The sequence below is a fragment of the Galbibacter sp. genome (assembly GCF_048266365.1).
In the GTDB taxonomy this organism is placed as follows: domain Bacteria; phylum Bacteroidota; class Bacteroidia; order Flavobacteriales; family Flavobacteriaceae; genus Galbibacter.
On the sequence record NZ_JBLWZP010000011.1, the window covers coordinates 1 to 21501 of the forward strand.

The 21501-nt window shown below is 38.8% G+C and carries 18 protein-coding genes and 1 riboswitch; of the genes, 5 read left to right on the forward strand and 13 right to left on the reverse strand.

The genetic code is table 11. The features are described 5' to 3' along the window. Positions 1-298: 298 nt before the first annotated feature. The 8 genes from ACN0TV_RS14015 to ACN0TV_RS14050 all read right to left on the reverse strand — a co-directional run bounded on the left by ACN0TV_RS14015 (position 299) and on the right by ACN0TV_RS14050 (position 7443). Positions 299-1528: a 3-phosphoshikimate 1-carboxyvinyltransferase gene (locus tag ACN0TV_RS14015; RefSeq protein WP_417363539.1), complete on the reverse strand. Its 1230-nt coding sequence runs from the start codon at positions 1526-1528 to the stop codon at positions 299-301. Between the two features lie 25 nt (positions 1529-1553). Continuing rightward, on the reverse strand, positions 1554-1883 hold the full coding sequence (locus ACN0TV_RS14020) for a nucleotide pyrophosphohydrolase (protein ID WP_417363540.1): 330 nt from the start codon (positions 1881-1883) through the stop codon (positions 1554-1556). Between the two features lie 86 nt (positions 1884-1969). Next, a complete protein-coding gene (gene dtd / locus ACN0TV_RS14025) occupies positions 1970-2422 on the reverse strand; it encodes a D-aminoacyl-tRNA deacylase (protein WP_417363541.1) in 453 nt (150 codons plus the stop codon). Between the two features lie 31 nt (positions 2423-2453). Beyond that, complete coding sequence (rsgA, locus tag ACN0TV_RS14030) at positions 2454-3401, reverse strand: ribosome small subunit-dependent GTPase A (RefSeq protein ID WP_417363542.1); 948 nt, start codon at positions 3399-3401, stop codon at positions 2454-2456. A 78-nt stretch (positions 3402-3479) separates the two neighbouring features. Further along, positions 3480-4562, reverse strand: coding sequence for a chorismate mutase (locus tag ACN0TV_RS14035; protein WP_417363543.1), 1083 nt, complete (start codon positions 4560-4562; stop codon positions 3480-3482). A 10-nt stretch (positions 4563-4572) separates the two neighbouring features. Beyond that, a complete protein-coding gene (locus ACN0TV_RS14040; RefSeq protein WP_417363544.1) occupies positions 4573-5433 on the reverse strand; it encodes a prephenate dehydrogenase in 861 nt (286 codons plus the stop codon). 34 nt (positions 5434-5467) lie between these two features. Further along, positions 5468-6619, reverse strand: coding sequence for a pyridoxal phosphate-dependent aminotransferase (locus ACN0TV_RS14045; RefSeq protein ID WP_417363545.1), 1152 nt, complete (start codon positions 6617-6619; stop codon positions 5468-5470). Further along, the gene (locus ACN0TV_RS14050; RefSeq protein ID WP_417363546.1) at positions 6616-7443 is read right to left on the reverse strand and encodes a prephenate dehydratase; all 828 of its coding nucleotides are present in this window, start codon (positions 7441-7443) and stop codon (positions 6616-6618) included. The genes ACN0TV_RS14045 and ACN0TV_RS14050 overlap by 4 nt, the downstream gene beginning before the upstream one ends. 592 nt (positions 7444-8035) lie before the next feature. Between ACN0TV_RS14050 and ACN0TV_RS14055 the strand changes: the two genes are divergently transcribed. From ACN0TV_RS14055 to ACN0TV_RS14075, 5 genes are all read left to right on the forward strand, one after another. Then, positions 8036-8905, forward strand: coding sequence for a DUF4412 domain-containing protein (locus ACN0TV_RS14055; protein WP_417363547.1), 870 nt, complete (start codon positions 8036-8038; stop codon positions 8903-8905). A gap of 273 nt (positions 8906-9178) precedes the next feature. After that, on the forward strand, positions 9179-10366 hold the full coding sequence (gene pncB / locus ACN0TV_RS14060; protein WP_417363548.1) for a nicotinate phosphoribosyltransferase: 1188 nt from the start codon (positions 9179-9181) through the stop codon (positions 10364-10366). Between the two features lie 219 nt (positions 10367-10585). Then, a complete protein-coding gene (gldA, locus tag ACN0TV_RS14065) occupies positions 10586-11482 on the forward strand; it encodes a gliding motility-associated ABC transporter ATP-binding subunit GldA (protein ID WP_417363549.1) in 897 nt (298 codons plus the stop codon). A 182-nt stretch (positions 11483-11664) separates the two neighbouring features. Next, complete coding sequence (locus ACN0TV_RS14070; protein WP_417363550.1) at positions 11665-12105, forward strand: universal stress protein; 441 nt, start codon at positions 11665-11667, stop codon at positions 12103-12105. A gap of 349 nt (positions 12106-12454) precedes the next feature. Beyond that, positions 12455-14524, forward strand: coding sequence for an amino acid carrier protein (locus ACN0TV_RS14075; protein ID WP_417363551.1), 2070 nt, complete (start codon positions 12455-12457; stop codon positions 14522-14524). Positions 14525-14568: 44 nt separating this feature from the next. Here ACN0TV_RS14075 and ACN0TV_RS14080 read toward each other — a convergent pair whose 3' ends face one another. Genes ACN0TV_RS14080 through ACN0TV_RS14100 form a run of 5 tightly spaced genes read right to left on the reverse strand, consistent with a single transcriptional unit; the run spans position 14569 to position 21264 of the window. Beyond that, positions 14569-15360: a head GIN domain-containing protein gene (locus ACN0TV_RS14080; protein WP_417363552.1), complete on the reverse strand. Its 792-nt coding sequence runs from the start codon at positions 15358-15360 to the stop codon at positions 14569-14571. A gap of 1 nt (position 15361) precedes the next feature. Then, entirely contained in the window at positions 15362-16468 is a 1107-nt protein-coding gene (locus ACN0TV_RS14085) for an acyloxyacyl hydrolase (RefSeq protein WP_417363553.1), read from the reverse strand. 35 nt (positions 16469-16503) lie between these two features. Then, complete coding sequence (metF, locus tag ACN0TV_RS14090; RefSeq protein ID WP_417363554.1) at positions 16504-17457, reverse strand: methylenetetrahydrofolate reductase [NAD(P)H]; 954 nt, start codon at positions 17455-17457, stop codon at positions 16504-16506. A gap of 41 nt (positions 17458-17498) precedes the next feature. Beyond that, complete coding sequence (gene metH, locus ACN0TV_RS14095) at positions 17499-20201, reverse strand: methionine synthase (RefSeq protein ID WP_417363555.1); 2703 nt, start codon at positions 20199-20201, stop codon at positions 17499-17501. Positions 20202-20253: 52 nt separating this feature from the next. Further along, complete coding sequence (locus ACN0TV_RS14100; protein ID WP_417363556.1) at positions 20254-21264, reverse strand: homocysteine S-methyltransferase family protein; 1011 nt, start codon at positions 21262-21264, stop codon at positions 20254-20256. A gap of 101 nt (positions 21265-21365) precedes the next feature. Continuing rightward, positions 21366-21482, reverse strand: a riboswitch (SAM riboswitch). Between the last annotated feature and the right edge of the window lie 19 nt (positions 21483-21501).

Genomic DNA, 21501 nt, shown 5'->3' on the forward strand with positions numbered 1-21501 from the left:
GCTATGTGTTGCGCTATTGCTCATCTAGCTTCAGGTTTAAAACCCAATCCATCGCTATGCGTGGTTGGGTAGTTTATGTAAGAAATGAATATATACATAACCTACACATCCAGAATGATGAACAGGCAGTAATTCTTGCTCCATATCTGACATCCACTTAAAGTGATATGTCTTGAGTACCAACTGAATAAGAACAACAGGTGAATCTACATACTATCCACACCTCTTGCTCAATGGGTTTCACGCTCTGAGTTCTGCATGGACCTCCCTAGATCTTAGTCTATAGTAACCAGTGGTATTAAAGTTCCTCCTTCTGAAATCCTAATGAGACAAGATCCTTCCAAAAATCTGGATAGGATTTACTAACTACCTCAGCATCGTTAATTAAAATAGGCATCCTAAGTGCTAATGGAGCAAAAGCCATTGCCATACGATGATCATCATAAGTATCTATGGCAACTTCCTTTTTTATTGCTGAACCCGCCTGTAAAGACAGGGTTTTATCAGTAACGCTTATCTGAGCTCCTAATTTACCAAGCTCAGCCTTTAATGCTTCTAGACGGTCTGTTTCTTTAATTTTCAAGGTATGTAAACCGCTGAGCTCACAGGCAATTCCTAAGCCAAAGCAACTTACGGCAATGGTTTGTGCAATATCCGGAGCATTGGTCAAATCAAGATTGATTACCGTATCCTTTGAAACCTTCTTAAGCTTTGTCAGTACAAGGTCATGCCCTTCAAATGAAGATTCTACTCCAAATTCTTTATAGATTTCTTGAAGCACACTATCCCCCTGAAGGCTGTTTTGCTTATAGCTTGAGAGCCTTAAAGCAGTGCCTTGTTCACATAATGCCACTATACTGTAGTAATAGGAGGCTGAGCTCCAATCGGACTCTACAACCAGTTGTTGTTTAGGCGAAGTACCTAAGGACTCTACCGTAATTGTATTGCCCTCAAAGTTAGTTTGCACCCCTAATTCTTCGAGTAATGCAAGGGTCATACGAATGTAGGGAACAGAAGTGATCTTACCGTCTAATTTCAGAATTAACCCATTAGGCAGTGATGGTGCAACAAGCAATAAAGCTGAGATATATTGGCTACTGATATTAGCAGCCAAAGTCACCTTGTTTTCGGTGATTTGTTTCCCTTTTATTCTTATAGGAGGGTATCCTTGATTTTTTTCATAAGAAATATCAGCTCCTAATTGTTTGAGTGCATCCACAAGAATTTCTATCGGACGTTCAGTCATCCGTTTTGAACCTGTAAGAATGATCTCTGAACCAGGTTTAACCGAGAAGTAAGCCGTTAAAAATCTCATGGCAGTTCCTGCATGATGAACATCAACAGTTCCATTTTGAATCTCAAGTCCTTTTTCCATAACTACAGAATCATCTGAATTGGAAAGATTGGCTATGGTCAAATCAGGATATAGCGCCCTAAGTAATAAAGATCTATTACTTTCACTCTTTGAACCTGTTATGGTAATTTGTTGTTTAAATTTGGTTTGATTGGATTGTATTCGAATATTCATGTCGCTGTATGCTTAAGCTTAACTTTTAGGATTTTAACTTCTCATTGGAATGGTGGCGATTGTGATCTCTCTTTGATTTGAGATCCATCTTGGCATCAAAGGCCTTTTGCAAGTCAATACCCGTTTGATTAGCAAGACAGAGTACTACAAAAACAACATCTGCTAGTTCTTCTCCTAAATCCTTATCCTTATCACTTTCTTTTTCACTTTGCTCCCCGTATCTTCTTGCGATAATACGTGCGACCTCTCCGACCTCCTCAGTCAATTGAGCCATATTGGTAAGTTCGTTAAAATAGCGAACTCCATGCTCCTTTATCCACTTATCAACTTCGAGTTGTGCATTTTTTAAATCCATACGAATGACTTAAGTTTTTACTGTGATTCAACTATATCTCCTCTTAAAACGAGGAATTAACAATCTGTATTGTAAAACGCAATCAGCTATATTCTGTTTTGAGAATCAATTAGAATGGTTACCGGACCGTCATTGACAAGTGAAACTTGCATGTCAGCTCCAAAGGTTCCCGTCCCGACACTCTTGCCTAAGTTGTGTTCCAAGCACCTCACAAAGGCCTCATATAACGGAATTGCTGTCTCTGGTTTTGCCGCCTTAATATAAGAAGGGCGATTTCCTTTTTTGGTTGAAGCCTGAAGGGTGAATTGACTCACTATTATGATCTCTCCATCAATATCTTGGACGGATCGATTCATCACTTGGTCTTGATCTTCAAAAATGCGTAAACCTACAATCTTTCGACACAACCACTCAATATCATTTTGATTGTCAATCTCCTCTATTCCTACAAGGACTAGAAGTCCTTGACCTATTTTTGCTTTTTCGGCTCCATCGATATGAACCGCTGATTGTTTTACCCTTTGAATAACAACTTTCATGTATCCCCTGATTCTTTTAGGTTAACTCACCTTATTCTGCGTAAGCGTCTGTTCTGTAATTTTCTTCTTCACCTTGAATAATCTGTAGGTAACTCTTATACCTACTCCATGCCACTGTCCCCGATTCTACTCCTTGTTTCACAGCACATTTTGGTTCATCCAAATGCAGGCAATTGTGAAACTTACATTCTCCCTTAATGGCAAAAAATTCTGGGAAGTAGTTCCCAATCTCACTATTTTCCATATCCACAATCCCGAAGCCTTTGATTCCTGGGGTATCAATGATCTGACCTGAAAAGCTCAAATCAAACATTTCTGCAAAAGTGGTGGTATGTTGGCCTTGTTTGTGCTGCTGTGAAATCTCTGCTGTTTTGAGGTCAAGCCCTGGTTCTATAGCATTGACCAAGGTGGATTTTCCAACTCCTGAATGGCCAGAAAAAATACTGGTTTTTCCTTTGATCATCTCCTTAAATTCAGCCACATTCCTTCCTGTAGCAGCAGAAACCTCAAGGGTTTGATATCCTATATCAGTATAGAGATCGATAAGATCCCTTACCTGTATTAATTCTTCTTCTGTATACTGGTCAATTTTATTAAAAACCAAAATCGGGGTTACATGATACGCCTCACAGGTCACTAGAAAACGATCTATAAAGTCCGTAAAGGTCACCGGTTCTTTTAAAGTCACCAACATAAAGGCCAGATCAACATTGGCCGCAATGATATGCGTGCGCTTAGAAAGATTTACAGACTTTCTTACAATGTAATTCTTACGCTCGTGTATAGCCGTTATCACTCCTACTTGCTCCCCTGCCTTGTCTTGAATATCAAATTCAACCACATCACCAACAGCAACAGGATTGGTACTTTTAATACCAAGTATACGAAACTTCCCCTTTATTCTACAATCGATAAAGCTTCCGTCTTCTCCTTTTACATTATACCAGCTACCCGTAGATTTATATACAGTTCCATTCATATCGAAAAATTAGAAGTCAAAAGTACGAATTTAGAAGTTGCTTAGACCCTAAGTGTACTTTTGACTTCCAATATTCCCTTATTGGTTTACAACCTTCTCTTGATGATTGATGGATTCTTGGTGAATCGCTTTGAAGATGCGAAGGATGAATTCTTCACTCAAACCTACTTGATCACCTTCTAGAACCATTTTACCTAAGATTTCATTCCAACGTTTGGATTGTAAAACAGCCACGTTACGTTGTTTTTTCAATCCACCAATTTGATCAGAAATCTTCATCCTTTTACCAAGGATTTCAATTAACGTATTATCAATTACATCAATTTGAGCACGACAGTTGCTAAGTTGTTTGTTGTAATCTGCTTCCTGGTCAGTCTCTTTTCTAATTCTCAAATCTCTCATGATTTGTTTTAGAACAGCAGGTGTTACTTGTTGCGCAGCATCACTCCATGCATTATCAGGGTCGAAATGTGTCTCAATCATCAAACCGTCATAATTCAAATCTAGTGCTGTTTGAGAAACATCAAATATCATATCTCTTTTACCAGTGATATGCGAAGGATCCAGAATAAGTGGAAGATCCGGGAATCTATTCTGAAGCTCAATGGCTAATTGCCACTCTGGATTGTTTCTATATTTTGATTTTTCATAAGTAGAAAACCCTCTATGGATAACACCTAATTTTTTAATGTTGCTGCTATACAGACGCTCAATACCTCCTAACCATAATGACAAATCAGGATTTACCGGGTTTTTCACCAAAACAACTTTATCAGTTCCTTCCAAAGCGTCTGCAATCTCTTGAACAATAAAAGGGCTTACAGTAGAACGTGCTCCGATCCATAACATATCGACATCGTGCTCCAATGCTAACTCTACGTGAGCTTTGTTAGCCACCTCAGTAGCGGTCTTAAGACCTGTTTCCTCTTTAACCTTTTGTAACCATTTTAAACCTAAAGCACCAACGCCTTCGAAGTTCCCTGGTCTGGTTCTTGGTTTCCAAATTCCTGCACGGTAGTAACTGACATCCGTTCCTTTTAGTTCATGTGCAATTTTAAGCACTTGCTCTTCTGTTTCTGCACTACATGGCCCCGCAATCACCAAAGGGTGCGACAGGTTCATATCATCTAACCATGTTCTTAACGCTGCTGAATTTTCCATTTTAAAATACTTATGATGATTTGATTGTTATTCCTTTTAATATTTCCTTGATTCTATTGGTATCCTCCATTTCTTTATAAATCGCCTCGAAATCATTGGATTCCATGAGCTCCTTAAAATTTTGGAGGTTTACAATGTATTCCTCGAGAGTCTCTATTACATTTTGTTTGTTCTGCTCAAATATTGGGCTCCACATGGCGGGAGAACTCTTCGCTAAACGAACAGTACTCTCGAATCCACTGCCTGCCATATCAAATATATCGCGTTCATTTTTTTCTTTATCTATGACCGTTTTACCCAACATAAATGAACTGATGTGCGACAAATGTGATACATAAGCAATATGGCGATCATGTGCCAATGGATCCATATACCGAATTCGCATCCCGAGATCATTAAAGATTTCCATAGCGCGCTCTTGTACTTTGAATGCTGTTTTTTCTACCTCGCAGACAATGTTTGTCTTGCCTTTGTACAAATTTTTTATGGCTGCTTGCGGGCCTGAATACTCAGTACCTGCAATAGGGTGCGCCGCTAAAAAATTTCTGCGATTCGGGTGTTCACCTACCACTTTACAAATATTCGCTTTTGTTGAGCCAACATCAAAGACCAATGTGTCATCTTTTACGATGTCCAAAACCCTAGGAATCACCTTTAAAGACACATTTACCGGAATAGCTACAATAATTACATCAACTGATGCAGCATCCTCCAAAGTGGCCTTCTCGTCGATTAAACCTAGTGATATCGCGGTATCCAGATGTTCTTCATCTGCGTCATAACCTAAGATCACTGCACCTTTATTGCTGGCCTTAATATCGATGGCCATTGATCCTCCTATGAGCCCTAATCCTATTACCAGTACTTTCATTTTGAATTTTGATTTTCCATTCGTGAAAATTGGTTTATGCTTCAAATCTTTTAATCGCTTGTTCAATCTGTGCTTCTTTAACACATAAAGAAAAACGAATATAACCTTCTCCTTGGCTTCCGAATATGGTTCCAGGGGTAATAAATATGCTTTTATCGTAGAGTACGGTATCTATAAATTCCTCTGCAGATGTTGCTCCTTTTGGCAATTTAGCCCAAACAAACATACCAGTGGCACTTGTATCATATGTACAACCTAATTTATCGGCCAATTGAAACATTAAACTTCTGCGTCGTGTGTATACCTCATTGAGCTTAGCGTACCAATCCGCTGATAATTCAAGGGCTTTTATGGCTCCTTTTTGTAGACCGTAAAACATCCCACTATCCATATTGCTCTTCACTTTTAATATAGCTCCAATATGCTCGGCACTCCCGAATACAAATCCAACTCTCCAGCCTGCCATATTAAAAGTTTTACTTAGAGAATTAAGCTCCAGTGCTACCTCTTTGGCTCCTGCTACTGATAGTATACTCAAACGATGATCATTCAGCACAAAACTATATGGGTTGTCATTCACCAGAAGAATCTGGTTCCTTTTTGCAAATTTGACCAACTCTTCAAATACTGCCACATTAGCATTAGCCCCTGTAGGCATGTGCGGATAACTCAACCACATTATTTTTACTTTGGAAAGATCAGTCTGCTCCAAGGCTTTAATATCTGGTAACCAATTTCCATCTTCACTCAGATCGTAATACCTAGCTACAGCGCCTACCAAATTGGTTACCGAAGTATAAGTTGGGTACCCCGGGTTCGGTATAAGCACCTCATCACCTGGATTTAAAAACGCCATACTGATATGCATGATACCTTCCTTAGAACCCATAAGAGGCAACACCTCAGTGTTACTGTTTAAACTCACATCAAAATACTTCTGATAGAACGAGCAAACCCCCATTCGTAATTCCGGCAATCCTTGATAGGATTGATATTGGTGTGCCTTCTCATCTTCTAGAGAATTGACAAGCGCATCCAACACCTGCTGTGCTGGAGCCAAGTCCGGACTACCAATACCCATATTAATAATAGGTTTTCCCTGAGCGATTAGTCCGCCCACTTCTCTTAATTTTTTAGAGAAGTAATATTCTTCTACGCTAGCTAAGCGATCTGCTACTTTTATCATCGCATTGTATTTTTGTACTCTCCGTGAATTTTAAATTCTGATGCCATAAGGGCCAATAATGATTTGGCTTTTTGAAAATCTGCATATTCCTCAAAGGTCACATCCACGAAAAAGGAATAACGCCATGGGGTTTCAATTTTCGGCAAGGACTGAATCTTGGTTAGATTTAGTCTGCAATCGCTCATTACATTGAGCACCGTTGCTAGGCTTCCGCGCTTGGAACCCAATTCAAACTTCACTGACGCTTTGTTGATTTCGGCTATTGGAATTACAGAATTTTGCGTCTGAATGATTACAAATCGCGTCGAATTATTGGTCATCGTTTGAATGCGCTCGGCAAGAATATCTAACTCAAAAATATCAGCAGCAATCTTACTTGCAATAGCTCCTACGCCCTTTAAATTGCCTTGCTGAATCCTCCTTGCTACCTCTGCCGTATCCACATCTTCGATTAATTTAATGTGCGGATACTGTCTAAAAAAAGCCTTACACTGAAGTAAAGCCATAGGATGAGAATAAACCTCTTTAATATCCGCAATGGATTGTCCTTTTAGGGCTAATAAATTGTGATGTACACTGATGTAATGCTCACCTATGATATGCAGGTCATTGTCATCAATACGAGCATAATTTGGAATAATAGAGCCAGCGATGGAATTTTCAATAGCCATCACTGCTACGGAACTTTCTTTACTTAAGAGGCTATCTACCAAGGCGTCAAACGACAAGCACTCATCTACCTCAACATCCTCTCCGAAGTATTCTTGCGCCACCTGGTGGTGAAAAGATCCTAGTATTCCTTGTATTGCAATTTTCTTACTCATTTTGAAATTATTTCATAAAAAAAAGTCCCGAAATTTCTTCCGGGACTAACATATATTTTTATTACAAATACCTACAACAGTCCCGTTCCTCTTTTAAAAAAGTAAAAGAAGAAAAAATAAAAGTTCCAGTTATAAGCGTTTGTAAACATTATCTCTTGATGTTTGAGGTGCTAAAGTAACTATTAATTTGAAATATAAAACCCCGGGACATTAATTTTTTTCAATTTGTTATAAAATATAACTTTTTTTAACGATTTAATTTCAAAAGCAACCTTAAGCTGCGAAATTTACACAAGATTCTTGCTTTAAAGAAGTTGGTATTTCAAAAAAACCAACTCAGATTTAGCGATTTAAATAAAAGGACACAATTCTTAAAGCAATTATAGTTTTAAGTTGCTCGATAGATTGGTAGTGGCTTATTTTTATAGCGCATTCGAGAATCCATAGTACAGGGTAGATCGCCCCTGAATTGCAACTAGTTCAACCTTAATTTAATGCCATTTACCGAATATTGTGGGTAACTCAAAGATTCCAAGGCATTACAAAGTGTCAGTTCGCTAACTTTAGCTTATCATCTTAAATATTATCAGTCATGAAATTCAGAAATATCATAACAGTACTACTGATCCTTTGTTTTGCCGTTCCCGCCCAGGCGCAATTTTTGAAAAAACTAAAAAAGAAAGCCGGAAACGCTGTAGAGCGAACTGTTTTAAACAGAACAGACAAAGAGGTCTCTGAAGCCACTGATGAGGCCATCGATGGAATGATAGAATCTGATACTAACGATAACAAACAGGCAGATCAGAACGCCAGGGATATGCAAGAAAGCATTCAATCAATGCTAGGCGGCGGAAATCTAGAAAACGTACCAGATCAATACAGCTTTTCTTATAAGGCTGTAATGGAAATTAGCTCCGGTAAAGATACCAATGTAATGGAGTATTGGCTAGAACCTGATGTAAAGTATTTTGGAACAAAAATCGTTCAAAGCGACACTAAGAATTTTACCGTATTGGATTTGGAAAATGAAAGCATGACGATGTTTATGGAGAACAAGGGTGATAAGATGATTATGCCTATGCGCACGGACAACAAATTGTTTAAAAAGATACTCGCTAAGGCTGAAGAAGAATCCAAACCTGAAGATTACAAATTCGTGGAAATCGAAGGTAAGACCATTTTAGGCTACCGTTGTAAAGGCTACCAAATTACTACTGATGATGGTATTTCTAAAGTATGGGTCACCAACCAAACTCCTGTAGGGTTTAACAGTGGACTTTTCGATATGGAGCACGACAATCCGGCTTCCGCAATTCCTATGGATGAGAATTCAATGATGATGGAGATGCATTTTACCCCTAATAAAAAGAACGGAGATTCATACAGCATGAAATGCACTGAATTCTCCAAAGAAAATATGAGCATAAAAAAAGGTGACTACACATCAATGCTACAACATTAAGATACTGTATAGACTAAATGGCTTTATGGTAGTTCAAAAATCAATTGTTGGAATTTTATCAGTGTACATGTTAATGTAATCTGAGTCCAAGTCAATGCGCTTTTGTTCTTGTCCTGGACTCAGTTCAATTATGCCGAAATCGCCTGCTATAGTCACTGATTTCAGCACTGAATAGTTCAAATAATCCTTCGCCTTTTATCCATATGACATTGTAATCTGAAACTCAATTTTCAAAAATAAATAGTAACTTTCAGAAAATTTACAAAGCTCGTAATGCTTATGGACACTCAATTCTCAGTATTTAATTCAATTTTAGATAACGACTTTTATAAATTCACCATGCAATGTGCTGTGGTGAAACTATTTCCGAGCGTACAGTCTAGGTATCAATTCATCAATCGAGGGGAACACAAATTCCCTGAAGGCTTTGATCAGGCCTTGAGAATTGCTGTCAATCAAATGACACAGTTGCAACTCACTAAAGATGAAAAGCAATTTTTAATTGAGAATTGTCCTTACCTCAATCCAGCTTATATCGATTTTTTAGAAGGGTATCGTTATGATCCTTCTGAAGTGAGTATCCAACAAGATGGAGAGGAATTAAAGGTCAGCGTCCAAGGCTACTGGTATCGCACCATTCTTTGGGAGGTGCCTTTATTATCGCTTATCAGCGAACTCTACTATAAGCTTACCGGGCAAGAAGCTTGGAGCAATGAAAAGATTGTAGCCAATACCCTGGAAAAAATTAAACTTTATGATGAGCTTCAAGTAAAGTTTGCAGAGTTTGGTACGCGAAGAAGACATTCTTACCGCACCCACAGAGTGGTTATGAATACACTTTCTACCTATAAAGGGGATATCTTTACGGGTTCCAGTAATGTCCACATGGCCATGCTTCATCACGTAAAACCCATAGGAACCCACGCTCATGAATGGTTTATGTTTCATGCCGCTGAATATGGATTTAAAATGGCGAACTCCATGTCCTTAGAACACTGGGTCGATGTATTTCGAGGGGATTTAGGGGTGGCCTTATCAGACACCTATACCACCGATGTTTTCTTTAGACATTTCGACACCAAATTTGCCAAGTTATTTGATGGTGTCCGCCATGACAGCGGGGACCCGTATGAGTTCACAGAAAAAACCATTGAGCATTACAACAAACATGGCATTAATCCACTTTTCAAATACATCATATTTTCCGATGGATTAAATCCAGAAAAAGTAGAGGCCATCACCAAAGCTTGTAAAGGAAAAATCGGACTTTCTTTTGGTATCGGAACCAACCTTACCAATGATGTCGGTCTTAGACCAATGAATATCGTGATCAAACTCACGGAGGTTCTAACCAGTAGTAAAAACTGGGTGTCAACGGTTAAAATTTCTGATGAACCAAACAAACACACCGGTGATCCTGAGATGATAGAATTGGCTCAAAGGTTACTGCGTATTGAGTAAGAATTTTGTTTATTGAAGTAAAACCCTATGCTTTTCTGAACCTTATAAAAAGATAATACTTGCATACATATGATTAGCCTTCTAACGAATTTTAGAACAGGGGGATGAAGAAATTTGCAATATTCGAGTATCCTTAAAATTCGTCTATATTTACGGATACTTGGAATTAAACAACAGAATTCCTTACTTTGGTTGGCAAATATATTTAATTGACAAAGAATGTCTATAGAAATTAAAAATATCAGCAAGAGTTACGATGATAAACTAGCTCTTGACAACATATCATTTTCTATTAAAAAAGGAGAAATTGTAGGCTTACTTGGCCCAAATGGAGCTGGTAAATCTACGCTTATGAAAATTCTAACGACCTATCTTTCTCCTGACAAAGGCAGTGTCCTGATCAATGATTATTCTGCCGTCACACAGCCGATGGATATTAAAAGAAGTATCGGCTACTTACCGGAACACAATCCTCTGCATTTGGATATGTATGTTCGAGAATATTTAAAATACATCGCTTGCATATATAAGGTAGACAAAAAACAAATTGAGCCTGTGATTCAGGATTGTGGACTGAGTGATCACGCAAATAAAAAAATAGATGCCCTATCCAAGGGGTACCGACAACGTCTCGGATTAGCTGCCGCACTGATCAGTAATCCAGAGGTTCTCATACTTGATGAGCCTACCACCGGATTGGACCCTAACCAACTTATTGAAATTCGAAATTTAATACGAGAAGCTGGAAAGGAAAAAACTATTTTGTTATCTACGCACATCATGCAAGAAGTTGAAGCCATTTGTGATCGAGTGATTATTATAAAACAAGGTCAGATCGTGGCGGATAAAATACTAAAGGATCTTCGCGCTTCAAAAGAACAAATTATCGAGGTGGAGTTTGACTATCGTGTGGAAAACATATTACTTGAGAATTTACCTAAGGTGGTCGCAGTAAAAAACACTGTTGGTTTCGTTTACGAAATTACCTTTAATACCGACAAAGACATGAGAGGATCGCTATTTGATTTTGCGCATGACAACGGTCTTAAAACCCTTCAATTAAATCAAAAGAATAAAAATTTAGAAAGCCTATTTATCGAATTGACCAAAGCCTAAAATTATACTTCATGCTTGTGAATTGTTTCAGACCTGTATCTTTACGGGGATTAACAAGCTAGCATTTCGTAATCACAAAGTGCAATACATGGAATTACCTTAAAATAAAGTTTCATGGTTTGTAAATTTCTCAGTTCGACTAATATTTGTATCTTAATCTTATTTTAAATCGAAAATTAATTATGGAAAACATTCTTGTGGCCATCGGTCAAACTAAAGATGCAGAAAAACTTATTCCTCAAGCCGTTAAATTTGCCAAGTATTCAAACGGTAAAATATGGATTATACATGTGGCCATACCAGATCCAGATTCCTTAATTGGAAGAGAAGCCGGGCCACAATTCATCTATGATCAAAGAGCTGAGAACCGCAAAAAAGAAGCGGCCTTCATACAAGAGTGTGCTCAAATAATAAGAGACGAATACGGTATTGAAGCTGAGGCTATTCTAGTACAGGGAGCTGTCTCTACAGTGCTTAGGGAAAAGGTTGACAAATTGAATATTGATTTAGTTATTGCCGGGCACAGAAAAAAGGACTTCATATACAATCTTTTCACGGCCAACAACAAAAAGGACCTTGTTGATGAATTAAAAGTTCCATTACTTGCCGTTCCATTGCGCTAGTAATAAGTAAATTAATTAGTATAATTCTATTGACAAACGATATATCTATTATATTTGCAACATTAATTTTTTAATGTATTTTAAAAATAGGATGGTTTTATAAACTGATTTATTTTTCTTCTCGGCGGTTACGGGAGCTTTATATGCTTTATCTTCACGTATTTCGATAGAATTCACTCCAGATTAAAAAGGGTTGACACAACAGCCAAATTATACTATAGGCTATTTATTCACTTGTTGTTGAGAGATTGTGAAAATGAGTTTACCATTGTGCACGGCATTGGAAATTATAGATAAAAGCAGCGGTTTAGAAGCATTATTATTCAATAAGAAACGATAGTAAAATATTATGATCAAATACCTTATTACCCTACTATTCACAATTTCATTTCTTTCACTCCAAAGCCAGGATTTGGCAGTACAAGAAAAGTTAGGTAACAAATCAAAGGTTATTAATGATGGCTATATCATTTTAGAGGTTCAAGGCGGAGTTCCACCATACACCTATAAGTGGTCAAATCAAAATACAGCACTTCATTCGAACACCGCTACCGGCCTTACCGAAGGGATACCCTACACCGTTACAATTACAGATAGCCAGGGGAAAAGTGTTGAGCATACTTATAAAATTAAGACGGATAATATTCCGGAACTTTTCAACGGAACGGCGGTTCCTTTAGTTAATCAACTCTACAAAGTACTTTTTTGGGATCCTTTTAGCACCTTCGGCATCTATGATCCTAAGGTATATGCGGATATCAAAACCGTACCCGTACCTGGATGGAGCGCAGGAATAGAAGACCGCTTTGTTTTAAAACAATGGAAGGTGAATGAGGGAGATCATGTCGAAGAAGGAGACCTGATTGCCGTAGTTAGTTCCACTCAAAGGGGAGATCTAAATGTATACGCCAATGCTGTTGGAATACTTAAGCAACTTTCGGACAAAGATGAGGTTATTTACAATTCTGAGAATAAAGAACACGTCATCGAAGTTGGCGCTCATAATCTAGCGGAAATCTCTTTAGATGAGCCCGTTTTGGTTCGACATCCAAATGGAGACCCTAAAACTAGTAACATACCCTTAATTGTTATTTGGCTAATTTTTGGAGCATTCTTCTTTACCATTCGTTTAGGATTTATAAACTTTAAAGGCGTACGTCACTCTCTTGAGCTTGCAAAAGGAAAATATGACGAACCAGATGCACCAGGTAAGATTACGCATTTCCAAACTATGACCACTGCAGTTTCGGCGACCGTTGGCCTGGGAAACATTGCCGGAGTGGCCATTGCTATTTCAGTTGGGGGTGCTGGAGCCACCTTTTGGATGATTGTTGCCGGACTTCTTGGAATGGCATCAAAGTTCACGGAATGTACTTTGGGAATTAAATACAGAACTATCAATTCAGAAGGTAGAATTTTTGGGGGACCAATGTATTATCTCAAACATGGGCTTGAACGTAGAAACGCCAAGAAATTAGGTAAATTTCTAGCTGTCCTTTTTGCTATACTTTGTGTTGGTGCTACTTTAGGTGGTGGTAACATGTTCCAGGCTAATCAATCTTATGAAATTCTAGCCAGTCAATTTGAATTCATGCAAGGTAAAGGTATGTATTTTGGAATATTTTTAGCCTTGTTAGTGGGTGCAGTGATTATTGGAGGTATCGAGAGCATCGGAAAGGTAACAGGTCGTATTGTACCGGTGATGGCTGGAATATACGCGATCGCGGCTTTTATTATTATCGGAATAAATATTGAAAATTTAGGGGCTGCTCTATCTGCGATTTATAACGGAGCTTTTAATGCTACCGCTCTTAAAGGAGGAATTATAGGTGTGATGATTGTCGGTTTCCAAAGGGCCGCATTCTCAAGTGAATCCGGAGTTGGTTCTGCAGCCATTGCACATAGTGCAGGAAAGACCAATCACCCCATATCGGAAGGTTATGCCGCTTTAATCGAACCATTTATAGATACTGTAGTTGTTTGTACATTAACTGCACTTGTACTGATTTTCACAGGCATGCACGAGGTGCAAGGAATGGGAGGAGTTCAACTGACTTCCAGTGCATTTGCTACAGTTATTTCGTGGTTCCCATACGTATTGACCATGGTAGTATTACTATTCGCTTTTTCAACCATGATTTCCTGGTCCTATTACGGAATGAGAGCTTGGACCTTTCTCTTCGGAAAAAGCAATAGTTCTGAGCTGATCTACAAGGTCATGTTTTTAGTCTTCGTTGTTATTGGTGCATCAGTTGGACTTGGCGCAGTTTTAGATTTTGCTGATATGATGATTATAACCATGGCGTTTCCAAACATGATCGGGATGTATATCCTAATCGGTGAGGTGAAAAAAGATCTTAACGAGTATAATAGAAAATTGAAAAATGGTGAGCTATACACAAAGTCATCTAAGAAGTAAACTTTGATTCCATTATCATGATTTGGAGTGAACCACTAAATCAATTACTCAACAATATATTCCCCTTTATAGTGTTTAGTGACCTCTTCGGTGGCAGGGCGTTTTACAGCAATAAGGTTACCAGTTCCATAAAGATCTGCCTTTAGGTTTCCTGCCACATTTACAATGACATCATTGGAACTTCGATGGTAGATGGTAGCATTTTCAACGGCAAAATCCCGTCCTTCAAATCGTCCATTTCCAGCTGCCATAGTGATGTTCAACTGTTTTGATTTTCCCTGAATGTGCATATTTGAAACTCCGTTGAATACCAACTGAAAATCCTGAGTATCTACATTTAAATAAATTTCCCCACTGGTCAAATACTCATTGTTTCTAAAGTTCTCTGAGTACACCCTTAGTTTATCCAAAGTGATGATTCCTTCTGATCGAATTTCTCCTTGAGTGGAGCATCGGATTTCTGTAATATCAGGGCTGGTCACGTAAATGGTAGTCAGGTTGTAATCCCTAAAGAAATTGCAATCATTTTCATTTATTAGCTGTAGCTGTCCGTCAACAACTTGAACCTTGATATCGGGCAGAAGATTTTCCCCGGTTCGAATCACAACCTTAGCTATTGAATCTTGACGTAGTACCATATTTACGTTTCGCTCCACCAGTATCCGGTCAAATGCCTCAACACTCACTTGTTGTTCTATTGTAGTTCCTGCGGATTGTATACAATCGTTAGCATCTTCACTATCACATCCCATTAGTAAAAAAAGGGTAAGTAATGCAGTCCACCTGCTGATAGATCCTATATATTTTAGTAGCGATAATGTATTCAAATTCATCATATTACAATCTGTAACCAATTCCTATTTCAACAGCTTCTGCCTGTGCAGCGTGCGCCTTAACCGTAATTACTCCGAAGAGTTTTCTGTTTTTAGTAAGATAGCCTTTTAATCCTCCTCTTAAATAAACTTCCCCTTCGTAATCCACCGGGTAGTACAGATAATAACCTGCCTGTGCAACCACAGATAGTCGGTTGAGGAAAAGTTCGTGTCCTATAAACACCCCTGCTCTCTTGTAATCTTCTGTGCCATCAATACCTCTTTCCGGATAAGAAATACTACTGTATTTTATGTATTCCTTTAAGAAATTAGAATAAAAAACATCAGTTCCCAATTGAATAGCACTCTTTTTAGAAAGTCGTTTATCTGCATAAACGGAGAAGATATAGAATGGGAATTGACCACTGTCGATTACGTCACTTTCATTTACACCAGTTCTGAATACAAAGTTAAAACGTACCGGTTCTGTAAAGGCATTAGTTAGACCTTCTGTCTCAATGTAATCGGGATCTACTTCTTCCAGGTTATAATTTAAGCCAATATTAAAGTTGACAGTATTAATACTGGTGTTAGGTGCTTTGGTGTTTCCATTAGAATAATGGACAAGAGTTAGTCCCGCTTGTAGACCAAACCTTTTAAAAATTCGTTCCTTCTTATAGTTTAACATCAAATAGGTGCTACTGAGGAGTGTAGAACCAAAGGCCACATTTCTATAGTTCTCTACCTTATCATAAGGCTTATCCGCAATGGCAACCCCCTGCCCTACACGGAACATAAGTTGTCTGTTAAAAAAGTAAAAGTTATAATGCCCGTAGAAAGCAGTATTACTTCCCATATAGGGGTTCTTGAAATTATGATAAAGCATAGAGGCACCATATTCGGGATAATTATACAATTGCTCCCATTCTTTGTGCCCATAGGTCTTTCTATTCCAGCTCAGTAAATAGCCTTCCGGGTGTCCGGTAATTAAGTGTAGAATGTCATCATTGTGCTTACTTATGTTGCCATAAAAGTAGCTCAGATCAATATAAGAAGCATATGATTTATCGTCTTGTTGAGCATTTAACCCGAAACAAAACATCAACGCCAATACTATAATTACTTTTCGCATTGTTCATTTTTCAATTGCAAAAATAAACTTAATAATTAAAATAGCGCCTCAGCGATCTTCTTTATATTATCGGATTTACCCATAGAATAATAATGTAGTACAGGCACCCCAGCATCCTTGAGTTCTTTAGATTGAGCAATACACCACTCAATACCAACCTGACGTACTTCCTTATTATCCTTACACGCATCTACAGCAGTTATTAAATCTTCCGGAAGATCAATTTTGAACACCTGTGGTAATAGTTGCAAATGCTTTTTAACGGCAATAGGCTTGATCCCCGGTATGATCGGTACCGTAATGCCAGCCTCACGTGCCTTTTCGATAAATTCAAAATACTTGCTGTTGTTAAAAAACATCTGAGTCACAATATAATCAGCGCCTGCATCCACTTTTTGCTTGAGCTTTTTAAGATCAAACTCCAATGAAGGTGCTTCTAAATGTTTTTCAGGATATCCCGCTACGCCAATACAGAAATCATCATTATTACTAACCTTTAGCGTTTCATGCAGGTATTTTCCCTGACACATGTCCCTGATTTGTCCAACCAATTCATAAGCATAGGTATGTCCTCCATTGGTCGCTTCAAAATAGCGTTGATGTTTCATGGCATCGCCACGAAGTGCCATCACATTTTGAATACCGAGGTATTGACAGTCCACCAACATATACTCGGTTTCTTCTTTGGTAAATCCACCACACAAGACATGAGGTACGGTATCTACCTTATACTTATGCTTGATCGCCGCACAGATCCCAACCGTTCCTGGTCTGGTTCGAGTCACTTTTCGATCATACAGCCCATCCTTTTCAAGATAAATAAACTCCTCTCTAGAGGTGGTTACATCAATAAAAGGCGGATTAAACTCCATAAGAGGATCAATGTTATCATAGAGTTCTTGAATATTTTTACCCTTTTGTGGTGGAACTAATTCAAAGGAAAATAAGGTTTTATTTTGAGCAGCTGCGATATGTTCTGTTACTTTCATGCGACTTTTTGTTGGATTTGTTTATTGGATAAGGGACCGATTTATGACTCTGCGATATTTGGACTCAACCATTTGCTAGCCTCCTCTTCACTGATTCCTCTACGCTTAGCATAATCAGCGACCTGGTCTTCTTTTATTTTACCTAAGCCAAAATATCGGCTTTTAGGGTTGGCAAAATAATAGCCCGACACAGAGGAAGCCGGCCACATCGCCAGGCTCTCCGTAAGTTTTACACCTATGTTTTCTTCGACATTTAACAAACTCCAGATCGTTTGTTTCTCTAGGTGATCCGGACAAGCAGGGTACCCTGGAGCAGGTCGAATTCCTTTATATGATTCTTTGATCAATTCTTCATTAGATAGTTCTTCGCTTGCGTCGTATCCCCATATTTCTGTACGTACTTTTTTATGTAAGTATTCCGCAAAGGCTTCTGCCAAACGGTCTGCCAAGGCTTTGATCATTATCGAGTTATAATCATCTAAATTTTTAACGAATTTATCAGATATTTCATCAACCCCAAATCCAGTGGAGACGCAAAATGCCCCCATATAATCCTGTTTTCCGGTTTCTTTAGGTGCAATAAAATCTGCCAATGCAATATTTGGAGCACCCTTGGTTTTTTGTGATTGTTGACGAAGGGTTAAGAACTTCTCTAACTCCTCTCCTTTTTCTGAATAAAGTTGAATATCGTCGTCATTGACCTGATTTGCCGGGAATATTCCTAAAATTCCTTTGGCCGTAAGCCACTTCTCATCTATGACCTTCTTGAGCATTTGGGTAGCCTCTTCAAAGAGTTTTGTCGCTGCCTCTCCAACAACCTCATCGGTTAGAATGTTAGGGTATTTTCCGTGTAGCTCCCATGATCTGAAAAAAGGAGTCCAGTCCATAAAAGGTAATAATTCCGCTAGATCGATTTCAATCTGTTTTACCCCAATGAAATTAGGTTTAGGCGCTTTATATGCTTCCCAATCGAGTTGCATTTTATTCGCTCTCGCTTGTGCTATTGGTAGGTAATTTTTAATTCGAGTTCTTTTTAAGAATCCAGCTCTAACGGTGTCATATTCTTCTCTTACTTCCGCCTTATAGTTCACATTCACTTTTGGATTCAATAAGTTCCCTGCGACGTTAACCGATCTTGAAGCATCACTAACATACACTACAGTATTAGAGTATACCGGCGCGATTTTAACGGCCGTGTGTGCTCTTGAAGTGGTCGCACCTCCAATCATCACCGGGATGCTTAAATTGAGTTTTTCCAATTCTTTTGTCAGGTACACCATCTCATCTAGAGATGGGGTGATCAATCCACTCAATCCAATAATATCTGCTTTTTGATCAAGTGCGGTTTGTATAATTTTTTCTGGCGGAACCATAACCCCAAGATCAATAATTTCATAATTATTACAGGCCAATACAACACCAACAATATTTTTACCAATATCGTGCACATCACCTTTTACGGTAGCCATAACAATTTTACCAGCTGATCTTGAATCCTCATCTTTGGTGGCTTCAATATAGGGTAACAGATAGGCAACGGCTTTTTTCATCACCCTAGCAGATTTTACTACCTGAGGCAAAAACATCTTACCACTACCAAAAAGGTCTCCCACCACATTCATTCCTTTCATCAAATTCACCTCTATAACTTCGATAGGCTTAACCGCCTGTTGACGGGCTTCCTCGACATCTTCTTCGATAAATTCTAGGATACCTTTAACCAGGGCGTGTGTGATTCGTTCTTGAATACTTCCGTTTCTCCACTCCTGTTGTTGTTTTTCGTTCTCCTTTGAGTTGCCTTGTACTGTTTCTGCATAATCCAACAATCGTTCTGTGGCATCCTCTCTTCGATCCAATAGTACATCCTCAATATAAACTAGTAGCTTCTTATCGATCTGATCGTAGACCTCTAGCATTTCCGGGTTGACAATTCCCATGGTCATCCCATTCTGAATCCCGTGGTATAAAAACGCAGCATTCATGGCTTCACGAACTGTATTGTTACCACGGAAGGAGAAGGAAACATTACTCACACCACCACTGACTTGCGCATGTGGTAAGTTCTCGCGTATCCACTTGGTGGCACGGAAGAAATCAACCGCATTTTGACGGTGTTCATCCAACCCTGTTCCCACTGGGAAAATGTTAGGATCAAAAATGATATCCTGGGGCGCAAACTTCACCTCATTGACAAGAATGTCATAGGAGCGTTTACATATCTCTATTCGTCTTTCGTAATTGTCTGCTTGACCAGTTTCATCAAAGGCCATAATAATGACCGCCGCTCCGTATCGTTTGATAAGTTTAGCATGGTGAATAAATTCATCCTCACCTTCCTTTAAACTGATGGAATTTACAATTCCCTTGCCTTGTACAACTTTTAATCCCGCTTCAATGATCTCCCATTTGGAGCTGTCAATCATTACGGGCACTCTAGCGATATCTGGTTCCGCTGCAATCAAATTTAAAAACTTAACCATAGCGAACTTCCCATCCAGCATTCCCTCATCCATATTAATATCGATGATCTGGGCGCCTCCTTCTACTTGTGCTCTAGCTACTTCCAATGCTTGGTCGTAATTCTCATCCTTAATGAGTCGAAGGAATTTTCGAGACCCGGTAACATTGGTTCGTTCTCCAATATTTACAAAGTTTGTATTTTCATCGATTATCAATGGCTCTAATCCGGATAAGGCCAAGGGTAATCGTTTTTTATTGTGTTCTATATTCTGCTGGTCAATCATTCTCTTTTTTTCAACTTCAAACATCATTGATGCTCGGCATGTTATTTTTTAGTTAGCTAAGGCTTGAGGCCAACACCTGTCTAGGTGGAAACGTCTGGGCAATTTCTGCAATCAAAGCAATATGCTCCGGTGTAGTACCACAACAACCTCCTATGATATTCACCACATGTTCTTCTAAGTATTTACGTACCAAAGCTTGCATTTCTTCGGCCGTTTGATCGTATTCTCCAAAGTGATTCGGCAAACCTGCATTTGGATAAGCTGAGATGTAAAACGGTGATTGATTCGATAAGCGTTTCACATAGGGCAATAACTGATCTGCGCCAAGGGCACAGTTAAACCCTACACTAAGTAGGGGTATATGTGAGATACTGATTAAAAATGCTTCCGCAGTCTGTCCAGAAAGCGTTCTTCCAGAGGCGTCCGTAATGGTACCACTCACCATAATAGGGATGTCTAAATTACGGGCAGCCTTGACTTCTTCAATTGCAAATAATGCAGCCTTAGCATTTAGCGTATCAAATATGGTTTCAACGAGTAATAGATCTACACCACCATCAATTAATCCTTCTATTTGTTCTGTATAGGCCAGACGTAAATCATCGAAAGTAACAGCTCTGAATCCTGGATCATTTACATCAGGGGACATACTGGCAGTACGATTTGTCGGACCCATCGCACCTGCAACAAAACGAGGTTTGCCTGGTTGTTTTGCCGTAAACTCATCGGCCACCTTTCGGGCAATTTTTGCAGATTCAAAATTCAGTTCATATACCAAATCCTCAAGGTGATAATCTGCCATTCCAATACGCGTACTGGAGAAGGTGTTGGTTTCTACAATGTCTGCACCTGCCTCAAAATATTTGGCATGTATTTCCCCAATTGCATGAGGCTGAGTAATAGAAAGAAGGTCGTTATTTCCTTGTAGTGGATACTCAAAGGTTTTAAAACGCTCACCACGAAAATCTTCCTCGGTAAACTTATAACGCTGCAGCATGGTTCCCATGGCACCGTCCAATACCAAGATTCGTGTTTCTAACGCCTTTTTAATATCCTTTTCCATATCATTTCTGTTAAAGATTGTCCTATAAAATTAAGAGTCCCTTTTAAAAGGTAATGTCTATTATGCGCTAAGTATCAAGGGAAAAAAAACAGAAGTCTTTTTAGTTATCTTTCCACTAATCATGTGGTAGAATGTAGCACCTTCTCCAATTTTCGATCGAAAAACAAAGGGTTGCTAAGGCTTCTACGGGTCTATCCCTTCACCTTTCTTGATAACACACAGTACAATTAAGGAACT

Coding starts and splice junctions, on each gene's coding strand:
- ACN0TV_RS14015 (WP_417363539.1), bottom strand. CDS start 1,528: ATGAATATTCGAATACAATCCAATCAAACCAAATTTAAACAACAAATT.
- ACN0TV_RS14020 (WP_417363540.1), bottom strand. CDS start 1,883: ATGGATTTAAAAAATGCACAACTCGAAGTTGATAAGTGGATAAAGGAG.
- dtd (WP_417363541.1), bottom strand. CDS start 2,422: ATGAAAGTTGTTATTCAAAGGGTAAAACAATCAGCGGTTCATATCGAT.
- rsgA (WP_417363542.1), bottom strand. CDS start 3,401: ATGAATGGAACTGTATATAAATCTACGGGTAGCTGGTATAATGTAAAA.
- ACN0TV_RS14035 (WP_417363543.1), bottom strand. CDS start 4,562: ATGGAAAATTCAGCAGCGTTAAGAACATGGTTAGATGATATGAACCTG.
- ACN0TV_RS14040 (WP_417363544.1), bottom strand. CDS start 5,433: ATGAAAGTACTGGTAATAGGATTAGGGCTCATAGGAGGATCAATGGCC.
- ACN0TV_RS14045 (WP_417363545.1), bottom strand. CDS start 6,619: ATGATAAAAGTAGCAGATCGCTTAGCTAGCGTAGAAGAATATTACTTC.
- ACN0TV_RS14050 (WP_417363546.1), bottom strand. CDS start 7,443: ATGAGTAAGAAAATTGCAATACAAGGAATACTAGGATCTTTTCACCAC.
- ACN0TV_RS14055 (WP_417363547.1), top strand. CDS start 8,036: ATGAAATTCAGAAATATCATAACAGTACTACTGATCCTTTGTTTTGCC.
- pncB (WP_417363548.1), top strand. CDS start 9,179: ATGCTTATGGACACTCAATTCTCAGTATTTAATTCAATTTTAGATAAC.
- gldA (WP_417363549.1), top strand. CDS start 10,586: ATGTCTATAGAAATTAAAAATATCAGCAAGAGTTACGATGATAAACTA.
- ACN0TV_RS14070 (WP_417363550.1), top strand. CDS start 11,665: ATGGAAAACATTCTTGTGGCCATCGGTCAAACTAAAGATGCAGAAAAA.
- ACN0TV_RS14075 (WP_417363551.1), top strand. CDS start 12,455: ATGATCAAATACCTTATTACCCTACTATTCACAATTTCATTTCTTTCA.
- ACN0TV_RS14080 (WP_417363552.1), bottom strand. CDS start 15,360: ATGATGAATTTGAATACATTATCGCTACTAAAATATATAGGATCTATC.
- ACN0TV_RS14085 (WP_417363553.1), bottom strand. CDS start 16,468: ATGCGAAAAGTAATTATAGTATTGGCGTTGATGTTTTGTTTCGGGTTA.
- metF (WP_417363554.1), bottom strand. CDS start 17,457: ATGAAAGTAACAGAACATATCGCAGCTGCTCAAAATAAAACCTTATTT.
- metH (WP_417363555.1), bottom strand. CDS start 20,201: ATGATTGACCAGCAGAATATAGAACACAATAAAAAACGATTACCCTTG.
- ACN0TV_RS14100 (WP_417363556.1), bottom strand. CDS start 21,264: ATGGAAAAGGATATTAAAAAGGCGTTAGAAACACGAATCTTGGTATTG.